21 protein-coding genes are annotated in these 20,403 nt (G+C 63.5%); 10 read left to right on the plus strand and 11 right to left on the minus strand.

Translation table 11 applies throughout. From position 1 onward, the window contains the following. The 5 genes from pstA (at position 1) to QSV36_RS01360 (ending at position 5,487) form a co-directional block, all read left to right on the plus strand. On the plus strand, positions 1-1,617 hold the full coding sequence (gene pstA / locus QSV36_RS01340) for a phosphate ABC transporter permease PstA (RefSeq protein WP_289129207.1): 1,617 nt from the start codon (positions 1-3) through the stop codon (positions 1,615-1,617). A 72-nt stretch (positions 1,618-1,689) separates the two neighbouring features. After that, positions 1,690-2,523 carry a phosphate ABC transporter ATP-binding protein PstB gene (gene pstB / locus QSV36_RS01345; RefSeq protein ID WP_084855420.1) on the plus strand — a complete coding sequence of 278 codons (834 nt, stop codon included), beginning with the start codon at positions 1,690-1,692 and terminating at the stop codon, positions 2,521-2,523. A gap of 64 nt (positions 2,524-2,587) precedes the next feature. Further along, positions 2,588-3,358, plus strand: coding sequence for a phosphate signaling complex protein PhoU (gene phoU / locus QSV36_RS01350; RefSeq protein WP_225779785.1), 771 nt, complete (start codon positions 2,588-2,590; stop codon positions 3,356-3,358). 164 nt (positions 3,359-3,522) lie between these two features. Next, positions 3,523-4,419: a response regulator gene (locus tag QSV36_RS01355; protein ID WP_289129142.1), complete on the plus strand. Its 897-nt coding sequence runs from the start codon at positions 3,523-3,525 to the stop codon at positions 4,417-4,419. 171 nt (positions 4,420-4,590) lie between these two features. Beyond that, the gene (locus QSV36_RS01360; RefSeq protein ID WP_289129144.1) at positions 4,591-5,487 is read left to right on the plus strand and encodes a M23 family metallopeptidase; all 897 of its coding nucleotides are present in this window, start codon (positions 4,591-4,593) and stop codon (positions 5,485-5,487) included. 32 nt (positions 5,488-5,519) lie between these two features. Here QSV36_RS01360 and QSV36_RS01365 read toward each other — a convergent pair whose 3' ends face one another. The 3 genes from QSV36_RS01365 to phoB form a co-directional block, all read right to left on the minus strand. After that, the gene (locus tag QSV36_RS01365; RefSeq protein ID WP_289129147.1) at positions 5,520-6,860 is read right to left on the minus strand and encodes a hemolysin family protein; all 1,341 of its coding nucleotides are present in this window, start codon (positions 6,858-6,860) and stop codon (positions 5,520-5,522) included. Positions 6,861-7,032: 172 nt separating this feature from the next. Beyond that, positions 7,033-8,340 (minus strand): phosphate regulon sensor histidine kinase PhoR, encoded by a 1,308-nt coding sequence (gene phoR / locus QSV36_RS01370; protein WP_289129149.1) that lies wholly within the window; start codon positions 8,338-8,340, stop codon positions 7,033-7,035. Positions 8,341-8,388: 48 nt separating this feature from the next. Continuing rightward, positions 8,389-9,078, minus strand: a complete 690-nt coding sequence (gene phoB, locus QSV36_RS01375; protein WP_003253341.1) for a phosphate regulon transcriptional regulator PhoB — start codon at positions 9,076-9,078, stop codon at positions 8,389-8,391. Positions 9,079-9,251: 173 nt separating this feature from the next. Between phoB and QSV36_RS01380 the strand changes: the two genes are divergently transcribed. Beyond that, positions 9,252-9,623: a COG4315 family predicted lipoprotein gene (locus QSV36_RS01380; protein WP_289129151.1), complete on the plus strand. Its 372-nt coding sequence runs from the start codon at positions 9,252-9,254 to the stop codon at positions 9,621-9,623. 33 nt (positions 9,624-9,656) lie between these two features. Here the strand turns inward: QSV36_RS01380 and ubiA are convergent, their stop codons facing one another. Beyond that, positions 9,657-10,547 (minus strand): 4-hydroxybenzoate octaprenyltransferase, encoded by an 891-nt coding sequence (gene ubiA / locus QSV36_RS01385; RefSeq protein WP_289129153.1) that lies wholly within the window; start codon positions 10,545-10,547, stop codon positions 9,657-9,659. Beyond that, positions 10,547-11,104 carry a chorismate--pyruvate lyase family protein gene (locus tag QSV36_RS01390; protein ID WP_289129157.1) on the minus strand — a complete coding sequence of 186 codons (558 nt, stop codon included), beginning with the start codon at positions 11,102-11,104 and terminating at the stop codon, positions 10,547-10,549. The genes ubiA and QSV36_RS01390 overlap by 1 nt, the downstream gene beginning before the upstream one ends. 116 nt (positions 11,105-11,220) lie before the next feature. Between QSV36_RS01390 and QSV36_RS01395 the strand changes: the two genes are divergently transcribed. The 4 genes from QSV36_RS01395 to QSV36_RS01410 all read left to right on the plus strand — a co-directional run bounded on the left by QSV36_RS01395 (position 11,221) and on the right by QSV36_RS01410 (position 13,563). Then, entirely contained in the window at positions 11,221-11,388 is a 168-nt protein-coding gene (locus QSV36_RS01395; RefSeq protein WP_003253349.1) for a rubredoxin, read from the plus strand. A gap of 16 nt (positions 11,389-11,404) precedes the next feature. Then, the gene (locus QSV36_RS01400) at positions 11,405-12,553 is read left to right on the plus strand and encodes an NAD(P)/FAD-dependent oxidoreductase (protein WP_289129160.1); all 1,149 of its coding nucleotides are present in this window, start codon (positions 11,405-11,407) and stop codon (positions 12,551-12,553) included. Positions 12,554-12,740: 187 nt separating this feature from the next. Further along, positions 12,741-13,040: an HU family DNA-binding protein gene (locus tag QSV36_RS01405; protein ID WP_114169522.1), complete on the plus strand. Its 300-nt coding sequence runs from the start codon at positions 12,741-12,743 to the stop codon at positions 13,038-13,040. A 148-nt stretch (positions 13,041-13,188) separates the two neighbouring features. Next, entirely contained in the window at positions 13,189-13,563 is a 375-nt protein-coding gene (locus QSV36_RS01410) for an SCP2 sterol-binding domain-containing protein (RefSeq protein WP_289129164.1), read from the plus strand. Positions 13,564-13,594: 31 nt separating this feature from the next. Here QSV36_RS01410 and QSV36_RS01415 read toward each other — a convergent pair whose 3' ends face one another. From QSV36_RS01415 to exbB, 6 genes are all read right to left on the minus strand, one after another. Continuing rightward, a complete protein-coding gene (locus QSV36_RS01415) occupies positions 13,595-14,998 on the minus strand; it encodes an aminoacyl-tRNA deacylase and HDOD domain-containing protein (RefSeq protein ID WP_289129165.1) in 1,404 nt (467 codons plus the stop codon). A gap of 78 nt (positions 14,999-15,076) precedes the next feature. Beyond that, a complete protein-coding gene (gene recG / locus QSV36_RS01420; protein WP_225779774.1) occupies positions 15,077-17,155 on the minus strand; it encodes an ATP-dependent DNA helicase RecG in 2,079 nt (692 codons plus the stop codon). A gap of 3 nt (positions 17,156-17,158) precedes the next feature. After that, entirely contained in the window at positions 17,159-18,085 is a 927-nt protein-coding gene (locus QSV36_RS01425; RefSeq protein ID WP_063912240.1) for a hydrogen peroxide-inducible genes activator, read from the minus strand. Between the two features lie 94 nt (positions 18,086-18,179). Continuing rightward, on the minus strand, positions 18,180-18,917 hold the full coding sequence (locus QSV36_RS01430; RefSeq protein WP_289129171.1) for an energy transducer TonB: 738 nt from the start codon (positions 18,915-18,917) through the stop codon (positions 18,180-18,182). Then, the gene (gene exbD / locus QSV36_RS01435; RefSeq protein ID WP_225779771.1) at positions 18,914-19,342 is read right to left on the minus strand and encodes a TonB system transport protein ExbD; all 429 of its coding nucleotides are present in this window, start codon (positions 19,340-19,342) and stop codon (positions 18,914-18,916) included. Before exbD ends, QSV36_RS01430 begins: the two co-directional genes overlap by 4 nt. A 3-nt stretch (positions 19,343-19,345) precedes the next feature. Next, the gene (gene exbB, locus QSV36_RS01440) at positions 19,346-20,308 is read right to left on the minus strand and encodes a tonB-system energizer ExbB (RefSeq protein WP_289129174.1); all 963 of its coding nucleotides are present in this window, start codon (positions 20,306-20,308) and stop codon (positions 19,346-19,348) included. Positions 20,309-20,403: the final 95 nt, after the last annotated feature.

The raw sequence follows: 20,403 nt of genomic DNA on the forward strand, positions 1-20,403 counted from the left end.
ATGAGCGGCGGCGCGGTGGCCATGGCGGTGATCATGACCGTCGGCCTGCTCGCGGTGATCGCCGTGCGCGGCCTGGGCCACTTCTGGCCGGCTGATCTTGTCCAGGCCACCTACAAGGTGCCGGGCCAGGCCGATCACGTCGTCATCGGCGAAGTGGTGCAGAAGGAGGAAGTACCCCGGGCGCGCCTGAAGGGCGCCGGCCTGCCGGTGCCTGACCAGGGTCCGGAGTTCATGACCCGGGAACTGATCAAGGTCGGTAACCGCGACCTCAACGGCAGCGACTTCACCTGGGTGGTCGGAGAGTGGCTGGTCGATGAACAGCACCCAGCCGACCTGATTGCCCTGGAGCGCCGCGAGTGGGGCAACTTCTATGGCTACCTGGTCAGCGTCAAGGAACAAGGCCGTGTGGTCGCCGAGGGGTCCGCCGCCTGGAGCGAGCTGCAGGCCCGCCTCAAGCGCGCCAACCAACTGAGCAGCGAGCTGCAAAGCCTGGAGAAGAAAGACATCGGCGCCATCAACCATGGCCTCGAGCGCCTGCGCCTGCAAGCGCGCAAGCTGGAACTGGACGGCAAGCTGGATGCCGCCGCCCAGGCCGACCTGGACGCCGACCGCGCCGAGCTGAACAGCCGCTACAAGGCCATCGAGGAGCGCCTGACCGGCCTGCACCAGGCCTTCGCCCGTGACAGCCTGGTGGCCCGCGATGGCAATGGCCGTGAAGTGGAAATCAACCTGAGCAAGGTGGTGCACGCGATCCAGCCGAACGCCATGTCCGGCTTCACCAAGCTGGGCAGCTATTTCACCAAGGTCTGGGAATTCCTCAGCGATGACCCGCGTGAAGCCAACACCGAAGGCGGTATCTTCCCGGCCATCTTCGGTACCGTGATGATGACCTTGATCATGGCTGTCATCGTTACCCCGTTTGGTGTGCTGGCTGCTGTCTACCTGCGTGAATACGCCAGGCAGGGTCCGGTAACCCGGCTGATCCGCATCGCGGTGAACAACCTGGCCGGTGTGCCGGCGATCGTCTACGGGGTGTTCGGCCTGGGCTTCTTCGTCTACGTGCTGGGTGGTTCGATCGACCGTCTGTTCTTCCCCGAGGCGCTACCGGCACCCACCCTGGGTACCCCGGGCCTGCTGTGGGCATCGCTGACCTTGGCGCTGCTGGCGGTGCCGGTGGTGATCGTGGCCACCGAGGAAGGCCTGGCGCGTATTCCGCGCACCGTGCGCGAAGGCTCGCTGGCCCTGGGTGCAACCAAGGCCGAGACCCTGTGGAAGATCGTTCTGCCCATGGCCAGCCCGGCCATGATGACCGGCATGATCCTGGCCGTGGCCCGCGCCGCGGGTGAAGTGGCGCCGCTGATGCTGGTGGGCGTGGTCAAGCTGGCGCCGTCGCTGCCGGTGGACGGGAACTACCCGTACCTGCACCTGGACCAGAAGATCATGCACCTGGGCTTCCACATTTACGATGTCGGCTTCCAGAGCCCCAACGTCGAAGCCGCGCGGCCGCTGGTATATGCCACGGCGCTGCTGCTGGTGCTGGTGATCGCGGCCCTCAACCTCTCGGCCGTGTGGATCCGCAACCACTTGCGCGAGAAGTACAAAGCCCTCGACAGCTGATCCTGATCACAAGCGTGCCGCGCCCAAGTGGCGCGGCCCTTTGAAACGAATTGTTAGCGTATGGAGTTGACCATGCAGCAAGAATCCCACGCCCACGGCATCGACATGTCTGCCCTGGGCCGCGACAAGCAAAGCCTGCGCCTGGCCGAAGAAACCGTGGCCATCGAGGTACCGGGCCTGAGCCTGTTCTATGGCGACAAACAAGCACTGTTCGACGTGCAGATGAACATTCCCAAGCAGCGTGTAACCGCTTTCATCGGCCCGTCCGGCTGCGGCAAGTCGACCCTGCTGCGCACCTTCAACCGCATGAACGACCTGGTTGACGGCTGCCGCGTGGAAGGCGCCATCAACCTGTACGGCCACAACATCTACCGCAAGGGCGAAGACGTGGCCGAGCTGCGCCGCCGTGTCGGCATGGTGTTCCAGAAGCCCAACCCGTTCCCCAAGACCATCTACGAGAACGTGGTCTACGGCCTGCGTATCCAGGGCATCAACAAGAAGCGCGTACTCGACGAAGCGGTCGAGTGGGCGCTGAAGGGCGCGGCCCTGTGGGATGAGGTCAAGGACCGCTTGCACGACTCGGCCCTGGGCCTGTCCGGCGGCCAGCAGCAGCGCCTGGTCATCGCCCGCACCATCGCCGTGGAGCCGGAGGTGCTGTTGCTCGACGAACCGTGCTCGGCGCTGGACCCGATCTCAACCCTGAAGGTCGAGGAACTGATCTACGAATTGAAATCCAAGTACACCATCGTCATCGTGACCCACAACATGCAACAGGCGGCGCGGGTTTCCGACTACACCGCGTTCATGTACATGGGCAAGCTGGTCGAATTCGGCGATACCGATACCCTGTTCACCAACCCGGCGAAGAAGCAGACCGAAGACTACATCACCGGTCGCTACGGCTAGCAGCCCTGCGGCACAGGGAACCAGACGATTACTTGAAGCTTTGAGCTTCTTCGCGGAGCGAATGATGATCAACAAAGAAAGCCTTACCCATCACATTTCCCAGCAGTTCAACGCCGAGCTCGAAGAGGTGCGCAGCCACCTGCTGGCCATGGGCGGGCTGGTCGAGAAACAGGTCAACGACGCGGTCACCGCGCTGATCGAAGCCGACTCCGGCCTGGCCCAGCAAGTGCGCGAAGTCGACGAGCAGATCAACCAGATGGAGCGCAACATCGACGAGGAGTGCCTGCGCATCCTGGCCCGTCGTCAGCCGGCAGCGTCCGACCTGCGCCTGATCATCAGCATCTCCAAGTCGGTGATCGACCTGGAGCGCATTGGTGACGAGTCGACCAAGATCGCCCGCCGCGCCATCCAGCTGTGCGAGGAAGGCGAGTCGCCGCGCGGCTACGTCGAGGTGCGCCACATCGGCGACCAGGTGCGCAACATGGTCCGCGACGCGCTGGACGCCTTTGCCCGTTTCGACGCCGACCTGGCGCTGTCGGTGGCCCAGTACGACAAGACCATCGACCGCGAATACAAGACCGCCCTGCGCGAGCTGGTGACCTACATGATGGAAGACCCGCGCTCGATCTCGCGGGTGCTCAGTGTGATCTGGGTGCTGCGTTCGCTGGAGCGGATCGGCGACCACGCGCGCAACATCTCCGAGCTGGTGATCTACCTGGTGCGCGGCACTGATGTGCGCCACATGGGCCTCAAGCGCATGACTGCGGAAGTGCAGGGCACCGCGCTCGAGGATGGCGAAAAAGCTAATGTTCCGGCTGAACCTGACGATAAATAAGGTTGCTCCCGAGCATCGACGCCCGGCCTTGGCCGGGCGTTTTCGTTTGCGGTCGAGGAGCCGGCAGGCACCCGCGAACGATGTGAAGAAGTCCCGGCGTGACCAGGTTGTAGCGAATGGCCATTATTCGGCGGTAGGCTAGCCGGGATTCAGAAGGAGTATCGATGAGTAAAGTGAATGTGCTGGTTGTGGATGACGCCCCGTTCATCCGTGACCTGGTCCGCAAATGCCTGCGCAACGCCTTCCCGGGCATGACCATCGACGATGCCGTCAACGGTCGCAAGGCAATGGCGATGCTGGGCAAGGAAGCGTTCGACCTGGTCCTGTGCGACTGGGAGATGCCGGAAATGTCCGGCCTGGAACTGCTCACCTGGTGCCGTCAGCAGCCTGAGCTGAAAAACCTGCAGTTCATCATGGTGACCAGCCGTGGCGACAAGGAAAACGTCATCCAGGCGATCCAGGCCGGCGTTTCCGATTTCGTCGGCAAGCCGTTCACCAACGAGCAATTGCTGACCAAGGTGAAAAAGGCCCTGACCAAGATCGGCAAGCTCGATGGCCTGATGTCCAGCGGCCCGGCGCGCGTCAACTCGGCGTTCGCCAACGATTCGCTGAGTGCCTTGACTGGCGGCAAACCGGACGCGGCAAAAGTCACCGCACCGGCAGCGGCGCCGGCACTCGCCAGGCCATCGGTCAGTGCCCCTGCCGCCGCTGCGCCAGTGCCGACCGGCCGCGGCCAGGGCCAGTTACGCCTGGCCAGTGGCATGCAGGCCTGCGTGATCAAGGCGTTGAGCCTGAAAGAGGCCTTGCTGGTGGTTCGCCGTGGCGAAACGCTGCCGCAGGTGCTGGAAGGTGCCGTGCTGAACCTGGAGCAGGGCGAGAATGCCGAAGTCGCGCGTCTGAATGGTTACCTGCATGCCGTGGTGGCACTAGAGCCCAAGCCCGACAGTGACTGGCTGCAATTGACGTTCAAGTTCGTCGACCAGGATGCACAGAAGCTCGACTACCTGTCGCGCCTGATTGCTCGCGGGACTGCACAGAAGCACTTTACCCCGGGCGCATGACCCGCGGCCCCGCGCCGCCCTCTTTGCAGGCGCGGCCTTGCAGCCCTTCGCGACGCAAGGCCGCTCCTGCAAAAGCCCGCACAGCCGTTGTGCCATCCGACCAACTGTCATACCCGCCATAAAACCGGCTGCTAGTCTTCGACAGATCATAACTGTCAAAAAGCCACTATCATGCCCGCCCGCCTGCTGCTGTTCTGTGCAATGCTCATGGCTTCGGTGTCGAGCCAGGGCATGACGATCTACACGATCACCGATGATGGCCGTGTAACCTCCTATACCGACCGGCCTGGTCCTGGTGCCAGACCCTTGGTGCAGCGCGAGCCCATGGTCGAGATGCACGAAGGCCAGGTGAAGCTGAATGCGATAACCTTCGACGGCGGCGTCAGCTTCTCGGCCCGCAACCAGCTGCATGTGCCGGTAGAGGTGGAGTTGCGGCTGGACAATCTGGTGAACGCGCAAGGCGGTAACGCGCCGCGTATCGTGCGCCGGGTGTTGCCGCCGCATACCACGCAGATGCTCAGCGTGCTCAGGGGCCGGCCTGGGACGTTGCTGAATTACCGTTCGACCCTGCTGCAGGCCATGGGCGACCCGGGCAAGCGGCCGAAGGGCTTTCGCTATGCCTTCCCTTGGGTCGGTGGGCCGTTCCGTGTGACCCAGGGCCCCAACGGCCGAGTCAGCCATTTCGGGCCGAAAGGGCGCTATGCCATGGATATCGCCATGCCCGAAGGCACCCCCATCATTGCCGCGCGGGAAGGTGTAGTGGTAAAGACCGAAAACCGCCAAAGCGGGCGCGGGCCAAACCCCTCGGGCAATTTCGTGCGGATCCTGCACCCGGACGGCACCATGGGTGTGTACCTGCATTTGCTGCGTGGTTCGGTGATCGTGGCGGAGGGGCAGCGGGTGCGGCAGGGGCAGCTGCTGGCCAAGTCCGGCAATACTGGCAACAGTACCGGGCCGCACCTGCACTTCGTGGTGCAGCGCAACGTGGGGCTGGCGCTTGAATCGATACCCTATCAGTTCGACCGGCCAATCAACGGGTTACCGGACTTCACTGCGGGCAATCCTTGATTGCCGGGCCTGCTGCGCAGGCCCATAGCCATTTAATCCAGCATGAGTACCTTGGCCAGCACGATCTTCGGGCCTTTCATCTTCTTGATGATGATGCGCAGCCCTTCGACCTCCAGCACTTCCTCTTCTTCAGGCACCCGCTTGAGCGTCTCATAAACCAGCCCGGCCAGGGTTTCAGCCTCGATGTGGTCAAGGTCGATACCCAGCAGGCGCTCGACCTTGAACAGCGGCGTGTCGCCGCGAACCAGCAGCTTGCCCGGCTGGTAGGCGAGAATGCCGCGCTCGGCCTTGCGGTGCTCGTCCTGGATGTCGCCGACCAGCACTTCCAGCACGTCTTCCATGGTCAGGTAACCAATCACCTTGCCATCGGCCTCTTCCACCAGTACGAAATGCGCGCCGCCCTTGCGGAACTGCTCCAGCAACTGCGCCAGCGGCATGTGCCGCGACACGCGCTCCAGTGGCCTGGCGAGATCGTCCAGGTCGATGGTTTCGGGCAGGTGCTCAAGTTCCGCCAGCTCCAGCAGCAGGTCCTTGATGTGCAGCAGGCCGGTGAACTCCTCGCGCTCGGCGTCGTACACCGGGTAGCGGCTGAACTTGTGGCGGCGCACCAGCGCAAGTATCTGCTTCAGCGGCGCCTGGGCATCGATGCTGACCATGTCCTCGCGCGAGTTGGCCCAGTCGACCACCTCCAGCTCGCCCATTTCCACCGCCGAGGCCAGCACGCGCATGCCCTGGTCGCTGGGGTCCTGGCCACGGCTGGAGTGCAGGATCAGCTTGAGTTCTTCACGGCTGTAGTGGTGTTCGTGATGCGGGCCGGGTTCACCCTGGCCGGCGATGCGCAGGATGGTGTTGGCGCTGGCATTGAGCAGGTAGATGGCCGGGTACATTGCCCAGTAGAACAGGTACAGCGGCACGGCGGTCCACAGCGACAGCAGCTCGGGCTTGCGGATTGCCCAGGACTTTGGCGCCAGCTCGCCGACCACGATGTGCAGGTACGAAATGACGAAGAACGCGACGAAGAACGAGATGGCCTTGACCAGCTCGGGCGTGTCGACGCCCAGGTAGGCCAACAAAGGCTCCAGCAAGTGGGCGAAGGCGGGCTCGCCGACCCAGCCCAGGCCGAGGGAGGCGAGGGTGATGCCGAGCTGGCAGGCCGACAGGTAGGCGTCGAGTTGGTTGTGTACCTTGCGCAGGATGTTGCCGCGCCAGCCATGCAGCTCGGCGATGGACTCGACGCGGGTGGCCCGCAGCTTGACCATGGCGAATTCGGCGGCAACGAAGAAACCGTTGAGCAGCACCAGCAGCAGGGCAAAGATGATCATGCCGAAGTCGGCGAATAACGAGGTGAGGCTGATACCAGGGGAAGGGTCCATGATGGAGTTTTTACAGGTTCCGTCTTTGGGATAGAGAGAAAAAAAGTGCCAGCTCTGGCTGGCACAGGGGATCCAATGTAGCGGCTGGGGCGGCAAAAGCAAAGGGTGGTGGTCTTATCGGGCCGCTGCGGGAGCGGGCGTGCCCGCCAAGGGCAGCGCTGCAGCGGCGGTATCAGCCCTTGGCGTTCGCCAATTGTGCCGGCGCAAAATGACAGGTAAAGGTGCTGCCGTGCCCCGGCACGCTGCTGATCTCCAGCCGGCCGCGGTGGCGCATCAACACATGCTTGACGATCGCCAGCCCCAGCCCGGTGCCGCCGGTATTCGATGCGCGGCTGGAGTCGACCCGGTAGAAGCGTTCGGTCAGGCGCGGCAGGTGCTTGGCATCGATCCCCACCCCGGTGTCCTGCACCGACAGGTGCGCGCCCTGGGCGTCGGCCCACCAGCGAATACGGATGCTGCCCTCGTCCTGGGTGTACTTCACCGCGTTGAATACCAGGTTGGAGAAGGCACTGCGCAGCTCCGATTCGCTGCCCTTGAGTTTCACCCCAGGTGCGGCTTCAAGGCTGATGCGCTGGTTGCGCGGCCCGGACAGGGCCTGGGCATCGTTCTTGATTGCATTGAGCAAGGCATCGACCGCCACCGGCTGATTGTCCGATGGGTAGTCGGTGGCCTCCAGCTTGGCCAGCAGCAGCAGGTCGTTGAGCAGGGTCTGCATGCGCGAACCCTGTTGGCTCATCTGCTGCAGGGCACGGCTCCAGCGCGGGTTCACGTCTTCGACGTTGTCGAGCAGGGTTTCCAGGTAACCGGTGATTACCGTCAGCGGTGTGCGCAGCTCGTGGGACACGTTGGCGACGAAGTCCTTGCGCATCTGTTCCAGCTGGTGGATGCGGGTGACGTCACGCACCAGCATCAGATGTTCGTTGTTGCCATAGCGCGTGATGTGCAGCTGCAAGCGCATGCGGTCGTTGATCGGCGACGGGATTTCCAGCGGTTCGAGGTAGTTCTCCGCCTCGAAGTATTCCTTGAAGCGCGGGTGGCGCACCAGGTTGGTGACCTGCTGGCCGCCGTCCTGTGGGGTCTTGAAGCCCAGCAAGGTTTCGGCGGCGCGGTTCCACCATTCCAGGTTGCCGTCGCTGTCGAGCATGATCACCGCGTCACGCAGCGCGGCGGTGGACTCCTGCACCCGATCGATCACCGCCTGCAGGCGGCCGCGCACGCGCTGGTCGCGGCGTTGCAGGTGATAGATGCTATCGAACACCTCCCCCCACAGGCCGTAGCCATCGGGTGGTGCTTCATCGGGTTGGTGGTTGCGCAGCCAGTCGTGCAGGCGCAACAGTTGCTTGAGGGTCCAGCCCAGGTAGAGCGCCAGGCCGATGGCCAGGCTCCAGCCATAATAGCCGCTGACCAACCCGCCGATCAGGCAGACGGTAATCAGCAGCAGCAGGTGGCGGATCAGGGTGGCATGCCAGTTCTGGTTCAATTGACGGTCCTTGTACAACAACGTGCAGCTTGGCGCTTTTGAACTCGATCAGCTCTTGGTCGAGAAGCGGTAGCCGGTGCCCCGGACGGTTTGTACCAGATTTTCGTAGGCCTCACCCAATGCCTTGCGCAGGCGGCGGATGTGTACGTCGACGGTGCGCTCTTCGACATAGACGTTGCCACCCCACACCTGGTCCAGCAACTGGCCACGGGTGTAGGCGCGTTCCTGGTGGGTCATGAAGAACTGCAGCAGGCGGTATTCGGTGGGGCCCATCTCGGCCGGCTTGCCGTCGATGGTCACGCGGTGGCTGATCGGGTCCAGCAGCAGGCCGCCGACCTCGATCGGTGCCTCGCTGTCGCTGGGGCCGGTACGGCGCAGCACGGCCTTCAGGCGGGCAACCAGTTCACGCGGCGAGAACGGTTTGGTGATGTAGTCGTCAGCACCTACCTCCAGGCCCTGGATCTTGTTGTCCTCTTCGCCCTTGGCGGTGAGCATGATGATCGGAATGTCGCCGGTCAGCTCGTCGCGCTTGAGGCGGCGGGCCAACTCGATGCCGGAGGTGCCTGGCAGCATCCAGTCGAGCAGGATCAGGTCCGGTTTGCGGTCGACGATGATCGCATGGGCCTGTTGGGAGTTTTCCGCTTCCAGGCAGTCATAGCCGGCCATTTCCAGGGCAACGGCGATCATCTCGCGAATAGGCGCTTCGTCGTCGACGATCAGTATGTTCCTGCCAACCATGCTCAAAACCTCTCCTGGATACGATGTCTTGGCCCGCATTAGATAACGGAATTATTGCAGCTGTGTGACAGGCCGTTGGCCATTCTGGCGACATTCCATGACTGAACTAGGCTTGAAAGAGCCGCTTTTGCGGAATTTCGACCCCCAATCCCCCCGAAACAATGGTGAATCCAATGACACGACAAACGCTGAGCTGGATGGCCCTTTTCACTGCGCTGGCGCTACCGGGGGTGGCCTCTGCTGACCATGCGATGGAGAAGGGCGGCATGTTGGTCGACCCTGCCGGCATGACCCTGTACACCTTCGACAAGGATGCTGGCGGCAAGTCGATGTGCAATGGCGAATGTGCCAAGAACTGGCCGCCCTTGATGGTCAAGGCCGATGACGAACCGGCCAAGGGCAAGTGGAGCGTGGTGATGCGCGATGACGGCGCCAAGCAGTGGGCCTATGACGACAAGCCGCTGTACACCTTCATCAAGGACAAGAAGGCCGGGGATATGACCGGTGACGGCATGAAGGACGTCTGGCACGTCGCCAAGCCATGAAATTGTCGGGGCTGCACGGCAGCCCCGCATTTCTCAGCGCAACGCGTAATCCAATACAACCCCGATAAACACCAGCATCCCCGCCCAGTGGTTGTGTAGGAACGCCTTGAAGCATGACTCCCGGTCCAGCCTGCGCGTCGACCAGTACTCCCAGGCAAAGCACGCCGCCGCGCCCAGCAGGCCCAGGTGGAACCAGCCCCCCAGTTCGAAACGGTTACCTGCCAGCAACAGGCAGCCCAGCGAAAGCAGCTGCAAGGTCAGGATGATGGTGCGGTCGGCGTCGCCGAACAGAATCGCAGTCGACTTCACGCCAATCTTCAAATCGTCATCCCGGTCGACCATGGCGTAGTAGGTGTCGTAACCCACCGTCCACAGCAGATTGGCGATGTACAACAGCCAGGCACTGGCCGGCAGTTCACCCCCCGCTGCGGTAAAGGCCATGGGAATGCCCCAGGAATAGGCCGCCCCCAGCACCACCTGCGGGTAGTAGGTGTAGCGCTTCATGAATGGGTAGCAGAACGCCAGCGCCACCGCGCCGAACGATAGCCACACCGTGCGGCTGTTGGTACACAGCACCAGCAGGAAGCTGACCCCGACCAGGATAGCGAACAGCGCCAGCGCCTCGCGCGGACGGACCCGGCCACTGGCCAGGGGACGGTCGGCGGTGCGTTTGACGTGGCCGTCCACCTTGCGGTCGGCAAAGTCGTTGATGCAGCAGCCTGCGGCGCGCATCAGCACCACGCCGAGGCCGAAGATCAGCACGTTGGCCAGGGTCGGCGAACCGTTCCCGGCGATCCAGACCGCCGACAAGGTTGGCCACAGCAGCAGGTAGATTCCGATCGGACGGTCCATGCGGCTGAGTTGGACGAAGTCCCAGGCCCGCGGGTGCAAGCGGTTGAGCGACTTGAGCAGTTGCAGGTACATCAGCGGGTCTCCTCCTTGGCCGCTTGCCACAGGGCTGGCAGGAACACTTCTGCCACCAGCAGGTCCAGGCCGCCACGTTCGAAACGCGAACGGCGCCCCCACAGCGCCGTATGGGCGGCTTCGCTGGGCAACCAGGCCTGAGGGTAACTGCATACTTCGATGGGGTGGCGGATGAACGCCTGGTCGCAGAACAGCAACTCGCCGAGCGAGCGACTGCCCAGGGTTTCCAGGTCCAGCCCGCCACGCTCCAGGGCTGTGCGGCTGGCGACGCTGCGGGCGAACACCCAGGGTTGGCCATGGCCACGCAGGTATACCTCACGTACCCAGCCTTCGGCACCCGCGACGATGCCCAGTGCCTGGCATTCGTCATCGCGCAGCGGCTGCCAGCCTTCGAACAGTGGCGTGACGCTGAAATGGTCGTCGGACAGGCGGATCAGGCGGCGGGTCAGGGAGCCTTCGTCGAACAGCCAGTCCAGGGTGGGCTGGTCGATGCCGGTCGCCAGCTGTGAATACGGCAGCCACGCGACAGCGGCTGCTTGCGGGGATTCGTACGACACGTCGGTCTGCTTGTTACATCCAGAGAGGCGGCGAGCTTAGCATGATTGCCCCAACTGCTTGCATACTGCTGGCAGGGCCGATACAAAGCCCCAGCCCGAAGCGAGGAAACGACCTGATGAAAAAGTGGCAATGTATTGTCTGTGGCCTGATCTACGATGAGGCCGAAGGCTGGCCTGATGACGGCATCGCCCCCGGCACCCGTTGGGAAGATGTCCCGGAAGACTGGCTTTGCCCCGACTGTGGTGTCGGCAAGAGTGACTTTGAAATGATCTCCATCGGCTAATCAAGGAAAGCACGACATGACGTCCCCTGTGGTAATCGTCGGTACCGGCCTGGCGGGCTACAACCTGGCCCGTGAATTTCGCAAGCTCGATACTCAGACACCGTTACTGCTGATCACTGCCGATGACGGTCGCTCCTACTCCAAGCCCATGCTCTCCACTGGCTTCGCCAAGCAAAAAGATGCGGATGGCTTGTGCATGGCCGAACCGGGCGCCATGGCCGAGCAACTGAATGCCGAAATCCGTACCCATACCCGTATCAGCGGCATCGACCCTGGCCACAAGCGGCTCTGGGTCGGTGAGGAGGCGGTGGAATACCGCGACCTCGTGCTGGCCGTCGGTGCGCAGACGGTACAGGTACCGATCGAGGGTAATGGCGGCGAACAGGTGTTCCCGATCAACGACCTGGAAGACTACGCACGTTTTCGCGCCGCAGCCTCTGGCAAGCAGCGAGTGCTGATCCTCGGTGCCGGCCTGATCGGCTGTGAATTCGCCAACGACCTGAGCCTGGGCGGCTTCCAGGTCGATGTGGTGGCGCCGTGCGAGCAAGTCATGCCGACCTTGCTGCACCCGGCTGCGGCCACGGCCGTGCAGGGCGGGCTGGAAGGCTTGGGCGTCCGCTTCCACCTGGGCCCGGTGCTGGCTCGCCTGGAAAAGGTGGCCCAGGGCCTGGAGGCACACCTGTCTGATGGCTGCGTGATCGCCTGCGACCTGGTGGTCTCGGCGATCGGCCTGCGCCCGCGCACCGACCTGGCTGCCGCCGCTGGCCTGCAAACCAACCGAGGCATCAGCGTGGACCGCCAGTTGCGCACCTCCCACGCCAATATCTTTGCCCTTGGCGACTGTGCCGAGGTCGATGGCATCAACTTGCTATACGTCATGCCACTGATGAGCTGTGCCCGGGCGCTGGCGCAGACCCTGGCCGGTAAGCCGACGGCGGTCGCCTACGGGCCGATGCCGGTCACGGTGAAAACCCCTGCCTGCCCACTCGTAGTCTCGCCGCCACCCCAAGGCCACGAAGGCGCCTGGCGGGTCGAGGGGCAGGGCAGCGACCTCAAAGTGCTCTGCTTCGATGCCGACGGCAAGCTGCTGGGCTATGCCCTGACCGGAACAGCGGTGATGGACAAGCTGGCGCTGAATCGCCAGTTGCCAGCCATTATGGCGTAAATAGCTGGCGTTCTGTCGGATTTATCCTGTTGTTGCCTGCACAATGGCCGCCCAGATACTGGCGCGGCCCCGGTGCACGTGCCATCCTCACTCCCGTCTGCCGCAGATTAGAGCCTGCGGTGCCTTGAGCGCTGCTCCCAGAGGCAGCACGGCATAACAACAAGAATTCCGTCAAAGAGGCTTCACTATGCGCAAACCAGAACTCGCCGCTGTCATCGCCGAAAAGGCCGATCTGACCAAGGAAAAGGCCAATCAGGTGTTGAACGCGATTCTCGACAGCATCACCGGTGCCCTGGACAAGGATACCGTGACCCTGGTCGGCTTCGGCACCTTCGAAAAACGTCATCGTGGCGCGCGTACCGGCAAGAACCCGCAAACCGGCGAACCGGTCAAGATCAAGGCCAGCAATACCGTGGCCTTCAAGCCAGGCAAGAACCTGCGCGACAGCGTCAACGTCCCTGCCAAACCAGCCAAGAAAGGCAAGTGATCGTGCGCTGACGATCCACTGCCAGCCAAACGGGCGCCGCCAAGGCGCCCGTTGTGCTTTCTGCAGGCAAAATGTTTCGTACCTGCATAAATAGTTCTGAAAAGGGATAGAATGCGCGCTTTAGTCACGTTTAATTCGAGGCGCGTTGATGAAGTTCCGCTTTCTTCTCTGGGCCATGGGCTGGTTGATGGCCAGGGCCAGCCGTAACAACCCGGCATTCCAGCAGCAGCTCAAGGGCAAGGACCTGGTGTTCCAGATGCAGACCCTGGATGGCAAGGTCGCCCGGCACTTCATCGTCAACAACGAGCGCATCAGCAGCAAGGGCGGTGCCCACCCGCAGCCGGCCTTCGCTATTGCCTTCAAGGACGCCGTCTACGGTTTTGCCACGATGCAGGCGCGTAACAAGCAGCTGGCATTCATGCAGGGGATTCAGGACAAGCACATCCAGATCAAGGGCAATCCTGCGTTGGTGATGTGGTTCCAGGGGTTGATGAAGTACCTCAAGCCGAAGAAGCAGGGCTGAAATAATGGGGCCGCCAAGCGGCCCCAGGCTGTTAATGCGGTGCGTGGAACTGCGAAGCCAGTTCACGCAACAGGTTCTCGGCCTCGAGCACCTTGTTCACGACTTCCTCGGCCTTGTCGCGGGTAATCCCCAGGCGCTCCAGCAGTTCCTCGGGAATTTCCTCCTGCGGCCCCGTGCCAATTCCTCGCGCGCGCAGCAGGCGGGTGGTCAGGCATACCAGGTTGGGGAATGCCGAAAATTCGCCGTCATAGGCCGGGTCGTGCTGGAAACGCAGTGCGGCCGACAGCTCTTCCGGCATGTCCCACAGTTTCATCAGCCAGGCACCGATCTGTTCGCGGCTGATACCCAGCAGGTGCTGTTCCACATAGGTGTGGCACAGGTGCGGGTTGACCTCCAGGTGCCGGCAGATCAGCGAGAAGTGCGGTGGAAACACATGCGCCAGCAGCAGGTAGCCAAAATTGTGCAGCAGCCCGGCCAGGTAGGTCAGGCCAGCTTCCGGGCGCTCAGTGCGCGGCATGGCACGGGTCAGGCCATCGATGACCGCAGCGGTGTAGATTGACTGCTGCCAGTACGGCGTGGCCTGTTGCGGGTGGTCTTTCGGCAGGCTCAGGGTCTTGCCCAGCGCCAGGCCCAGGGCCAGGTTGATTACCAGGTCGAAACCCAGCACGCGCACGATGGCATCTTCCACCGAGCGAATCTTGTGGGTCGAGCCGTAGTAGGGCGATGCCGCCCAGCTCACCACCTGCGCCGCCAGCGCCGGGTCGGTTTCGACCACGCCGGTGATGTCATCGATGCTGGCGTTGGGGTCTACCCGCAGCTTGATGATCTTTTGCGCGGTGTCTGCCAGAGGCGGGATCTCGATGGTTTCCTCCAGGCGCTTCTGAATGCGTCTGGCGGTGAAAGCCTGCACTGCCTGGCTGATTTCCCGGGTGTCGTCATGCGGGCGATCGAGATTGGGGCTGATGGCCTCGACCTCGAGGCCGAAGCTGCTGGCGCTGGCCTTTACCAGCATGCGCTTGAAGTGCGCGCGCTCGATTTCCAGCAACAGCCCGGTTTCGCCGGACTGGATATACACGCGTTCGGCGTCGAGCAGGCTCTTTTCATACTGGCACGGCGAACTGGTCAAGGCCGGAATGCCCGGGAGGGCCTTGAGGTTGTGCTTGTCGAGCATCTGCTTCAGGCGCGCCACCGACACCGCAGTCAGCTGGCGCCCGGTCAGTTCAGCCAGGCGGTTGAGGTCCAGCAGCTGGCTCTGCGGGAACAGCACCAGCAAGGCACCGATCTCGTCGTCGAGCAGCACGGCCTGTACCCTTGACGCCGCCGGCAGTTGCGGATGCTCCACGACCTCGCGGTAGGCCACGCCGAGCTTGTCGAGCAGCAGCCTGATGACCGAGGGTGCATGTGGGGTTGCGGTGTCCAGGGCGACTTCAGTCATGGTCCGTATCCACTGATTCCTTTAAACGCGAAGTATAACCAGCCTTGGGACAAATCTGGATCCATTGTGGAACCATCGTCACACTTGGCCATATTGCTGGCCGTGGCGGAGCCAGCGGTCCAGCAGTGGGCTGACATGGTCCGGCCAGCGTGCAAGCAGGGCCTGGGCAGCGTCACGCACTGCCGGCAACAGATCGGCATCGCGCATCAGGTCGGCGACCTTGAACTGTAACAGGCCGGTCTGGCGGGTACCGAGCATCTCGCCCGGACCGCGTAGCTCCAGGTCCTTCTCGGCGATGATGAAGCCGTCGTTGGTTTCCCGCATGATGCCCAGGCGCTCACGGCCGATCTGCGACAGCGGTGGGTGGTACAACAGCACGCAATGGCTGACGGCGCTGCCGCGGCCAACCCGGCCGCGCAGCTGGTGCAACTGGGCCAGGCCCAGGCGCTCGGGGTTTTCAATGATCATCAGGCTGGCGTTGGGCACGTCCACGCCGACCTCGATGACCGTGGTTGCAACCAGCAACTGCAAGTTGCCGGCCTTGAATTCGGCCATGACCTCGGCCTTTTCCGCCGGCTTCATGCGCCCGTGGATCAGCCCCACACGCAGCTCGCCCAGGGCGCTGCCCAGCTCCTCGTAGGTGCTTTCGGCGGCCTGGCAGGTCAACTCCTCGGATTCTTCGATCAACGTGCACACCCAATAGGCCTGGCGCCCTTCGGCGCAGGCGGCGCGTACCCGCTCGACCACTTCGAAGCGGCGGCTGTCAGCCACCAGCACGGTATTCACCGGGGTACGCCCCGGCGGCAGTTCGTCGAGCACCGAAGTGTCCAGGTCGGCATAGGCACTCATGGCCAGGGTCCGCGGAATCGGGGTGGCGGTCATGATCAACTGGTGCGGGCATAGCTCGCCGGCTACACCCTTCTTGCGCAGCGCCAGGCGTTGCTGCACGCCAAACCTGTGTTGCTCGTCGATGATCGCCAGGGCCAGGTGCTTGAATTTCACCTCTTCCTGAAACAGCGCGTGGGTGCCGACCACCATCGGTGCACCGTTGGCGATCTGCTCCAGGGCGGCGGCCCGGGCCTTGCCCTTGAGCTTGCCGGCCAGCCAGGCCACTTCGATGCCCAGCGGCTCGAGCCAGCGCTTGAAGGTGATGTAGTGCTGTTCGGCGAGAATCTCGGTGGGTGCCATCAGCGCCACCTGGTAACCGGCTTCCAGCGCCTGCAGCGCGGCCAGGGCGGCGACCACGGTCTTGCCGGCGCCGACATCACCCTGAACCAGGCGCATCATCGGCTCGTGCTGGCTGAGGTCATAGGCAATTTCGTTGGCCACCCGCTGCTGCGCGCCGGTCGGCTGAAAGCCGAGGTTGGCCAGGTACTGCGCCTGCAGGCGCTGGGCCTTGGGCAACACCGGCGCGCGCAGGCTGCGCAGGCTTTCACGCAGGCGCTGCTGCGACAGCTGGTGGGTCAGCAGCTCTTCGAAAGCCAGGCGGTGCTGGGCCCAGTGCTGGCCTTCGGCAAGCTCGTCGAGGTCCGCATCGGCCGGCGGGTTGTGCAGGTAGCGGATAGCATCGTCCAGCGGTGCCAGCTGGTAGTCCCGGGCCAGTTCTTCGGGCAGCCAGTCAGGCAGGCTGCGTGGGCCGAGCATGGCCAGGCTCTGTTGGCACAGCAGGCGCAGGCGTTGCTGGGTAAGACCTTCGGTGGACGGGTAGATCGGCGTCAGGGTCTGCTCCACCGGGGGGGGCGGCTCATCGCCGTTCAACGCGCGGTATTCCGGGTGGTAGATTTCCAGGCCCGAGGCACCGGGGCGGGCTTCGCCGTAACAACGCAGGTGGGTGCCGCGCTTGAGGCCTTCCTTCTGCGCGTTACTGAAATGATAGAAGCGCAGGCTCAGCACACCGCTGCCGTCACCCAGGCGCACCACCAGGCTGCGGCGTTTGCCCATGGTCACGTCGGCACCGCTGACCACGCCCTCGATCACCGCGTCCTGGCCAGGGCGGAGTTGGCCGATCGGCACCACCCGGGTGCGGTCCTGATAACGCAGGGGCAGGTGAAACAGCACGTCCTGCAGGTTTTCCAGGCCGACCTTGGCGAGTTTCTCGGCCATGGCCTCGCCAACCCCCTTGAGTACCGTGACCGGGACCTTCGACAGCTCGCTCATGACTCAGGCCGGTTGTTCCACAGGGGCTTTGGCGACCGAGCAGAGGCGGATCGAGTCGGCGAGGATCTCGATGGCCTTCGGCCGCGGGAAGCTGGCGCGCCAGGCAATGGCCACGGTACGGAACGGCGCGGGTGCGGTCAGCGGGCGGACCTCGATGACACCCGGCGCGTAATGGTGGCTGTGCACTGCCGACAGGGGCAGGATCGACACGCCAAGGCCCGAGGCCACCATATGGCGGATGGTTTCCAGCGAGCTGGATTCGACCGTGGTATGCCTGGACCCTTCGCCGCCCTTGTTCAGGGTCGGGCAGGCTTCCAGCACTTGGTCGCGGAAGCAGTGGCCTTCACCGAGCAGCAGCAGGCTCTTGTCGTTGAGCATCGCGGTGTCGATGGTCTTTTTCGCCGTCCACGGGTGGTCGGCCGGCATCAGGGCGCAGAATGGCTCATCGTACAGCGGCAGGGTCAGTACGTCGGCTTCGTTGAACGGCAGCGCGATGATCACTGCGTCCAGCTCGCCGTTGCGCAACTTTTCGCGCAGGACGTGGGTGAAGTTTTCTTCGATGTACAGCGGCATCTGCGGCGCTACCCGGTGCAGCTGCGGAATCAGGTGTGGGAACAGATACGGGCCGACGGTGTAGATGGCGCCGACCTTGAGCGGGGCAGTCAGCTGGTTCTTGCCGGCCTGGGCGAGTTCGCGAATACCCTGGGCCTGCTCCAGCACCTTCTGCGCCTGGGCGACGATGCTTTCGCCAACCGGTGTCAGGCGTACCGCGCTCTTGCTGCGCTCGAAGATCAGCACGCCAAGCTCGTCCTCAAGCTTTTTCACCCCGACCGACAGGGTCGGCTGGCTCACGTGGCAGCGCTCGGCGGCGTGGCCGAAATGCTGTTCCTGGGCGAGTGTGACGATGTAGCGTAGTTCTGTGAGGGTCATAACGTGCGTCCATGAAGTTGCGAGCCCAGCATAGCGGCTGCAATCGATAGACGCACGTTATCAGACTTGCCGATTTGTGACAGAAACAAAAGCCTCAGCGGCGGTCCAGCGAGTAGACGAACGGCGCCACGACTTCGATCGTGCCGTTGTTCAGCAACTCGGGCGGCGGCTTGGGTACCGTGCCGGCTCGACGGATCATCTCCAGGGTCGCCCTGTCCAGAGCGGCACTGCCCGAACCACCGACCATGGAATACGACAGCACCTTGCCTTCGGCATCGACCACGAAGCGCAGGCGGTTGATGCCCTGCAGGCCGCGACGGCGTGCATCTTCCGGGTAACGCTTGTACTTGCCCAGGTGGCGCAGCAAGTCGCTCTGCCAGGTTGGCAGGGCTTTGCTGTTGGACGCAATGCTCGGTGCCGGTGCTGCGGACTTCTGCGGTGGCGTGTTGCTGGGCGGTGCGTCCACCGTCTGTTCGGTCGGCGGGGCTTCCTTCGGCAGCTCAGGTTTTTTCTCGGGCTTGGGCGGCTGCGGTTGCGGCTTGGCCTTCGGCTTGGGCGGCTTGGGGATGGCGATTTTCGGTTTGGGGGCCTCGGCCAGCTTCGGCAGCGGTGGCTCTTCGACCGGTGCCGGCGGCTGTGGCGCTGCCTTCGGGGGTGGTGGTGGCGCAGGCTCCGGCAACGGCGCCAGCTCGACCATCATGGCTGCCGGGGGCAGTTCGATGGCCTGGGGTACCGACCAGTTGAGCGTGAGCAGCACGGCGACGGCATGGACACCCAGCACGAGGGCCAGGCTGCCGCCGTAACGCGCCAGATTGTGCCGCGTCTTCGTCATTTCTTGGCTGCCGTCTCGAGACCTACCAGACCGACTTTCAGGTAGCCGGCCGCGCGCATGCTGTTCATCACTTCCATCAGGTCACCGTAATCCACGCCTTTGTCAGCCTGGAAGAAGATGGTGGTTTCCTTGTCACCCTTGGTCTTGGCGTCAAGCATCGGGCCAAGCTGGTCGGGGGCGGGAACCTGATCGTCGCCGACGTACAGCTTCTGGTCGGCCTTGACGCTGACGAACACCGGTTTTTCCGGCCGCGGTGCCGGTTTGGCGGTCGAGGCCGGCAGGTCGACTTTGATGTCGACCGTGGCCAGGGGCGCTGCGACCATGAAAATGATCAGCAGCACCAGCATCACGTCGATGAACGGCGTAACGTTGATTTCGTGGTTCTCGACCAGGTCGTCACCACCTTCGTTGAGATGCAGGCCCATGGCTTACCCCACTTTCACCATGTGCGGGGCGGCGCGCTCGCTGCCCTGGTGGTCCAGGTCACGGCTGACCAGCAGCAGCACTTGGGCGGAGGCGTCAGACACCTGGGCCTTGTAGCCGGCGATGGAACGGGCGAAGACGTTGTAGATGACCACGGCCGGAATAGCCGCTACCAGGCCAAGGGCGGTGGCCAGCAGGGCTTCGGCGATGCCCGGGGCAACCACGGCCAGGTTGGTGGTCTGGGTCTTGGCGATGCCGATGAAGCTGTTCATGATGCCCCATACGGTACCGAACAGGCCGACGAATGGCGCGGTGGAGCCGATGGTGGCGAGAACGCCGGTGCCGCTGCTCATGGTGCGACCACTGGCGTGTACCAGGCGCTCCAGGCGGAAGCTGACACGTTCCTTGATGCCTTCTTTTTCGCGGGCGTTGGCCGACAGGCGCATCTCTTCGAGGGCATCGTGGACCAGGGTGTGGGCCAGGGTGCCTTCCTTGTTGGAAACATCGCTGGCTTCCTTGAGGCTGGCGGACTTCTTCAGCAGGGCGATCTCACCGCGCAGGCGACGCTTCGCGCCCATCAGCTCGAAGCCTTTGGCAATCCAGATGGTCCAGGTGATGATGGAGGCGATGGCCAGGCCGATCATGACCGCCTTCACCACCACGTCGGCGTTCTTGTACATGCCCCATGGTGAGAGGTCATGGGCCATGCCCAGCGAGGTGTCTTCAACCAGGGCTTCGACGCTTGGGTCTGCCACGACTGGGGCTTGAGCCGGGGTGGCGGTAGGGGTGTCCGCCGTCGGCGCTGCGGCTGGAGCAGCGGGTGCGCTGGCGGCAGCAGGCGCGGCGGTGTTGGCGGTTGGCTCATCGGCCATGGCCACCGGGGCCAGCACCAGGCTGAGCGTCAGCGCGGCGATGGCGCGCCAGGCGCGCGACGGGGTTGGCGAAGCGGAAGGTTGAATACGTGTCATGCTGGCCGGACCTGATGAAGAAAAAGTAAGCGTTCTCCAAGGCCTCGAGTAGGCCGAGAACAATTTGGCCGCCATTATTGCAAGTAATTCTTGTT

The organism is Pseudomonas sp. BCRC 81390 (assembly GCF_030341915.1).
In the GTDB taxonomy this organism is placed as follows: Bacteria; Pseudomonadota; Gammaproteobacteria; order Pseudomonadales; family Pseudomonadaceae; genus Aquipseudomonas.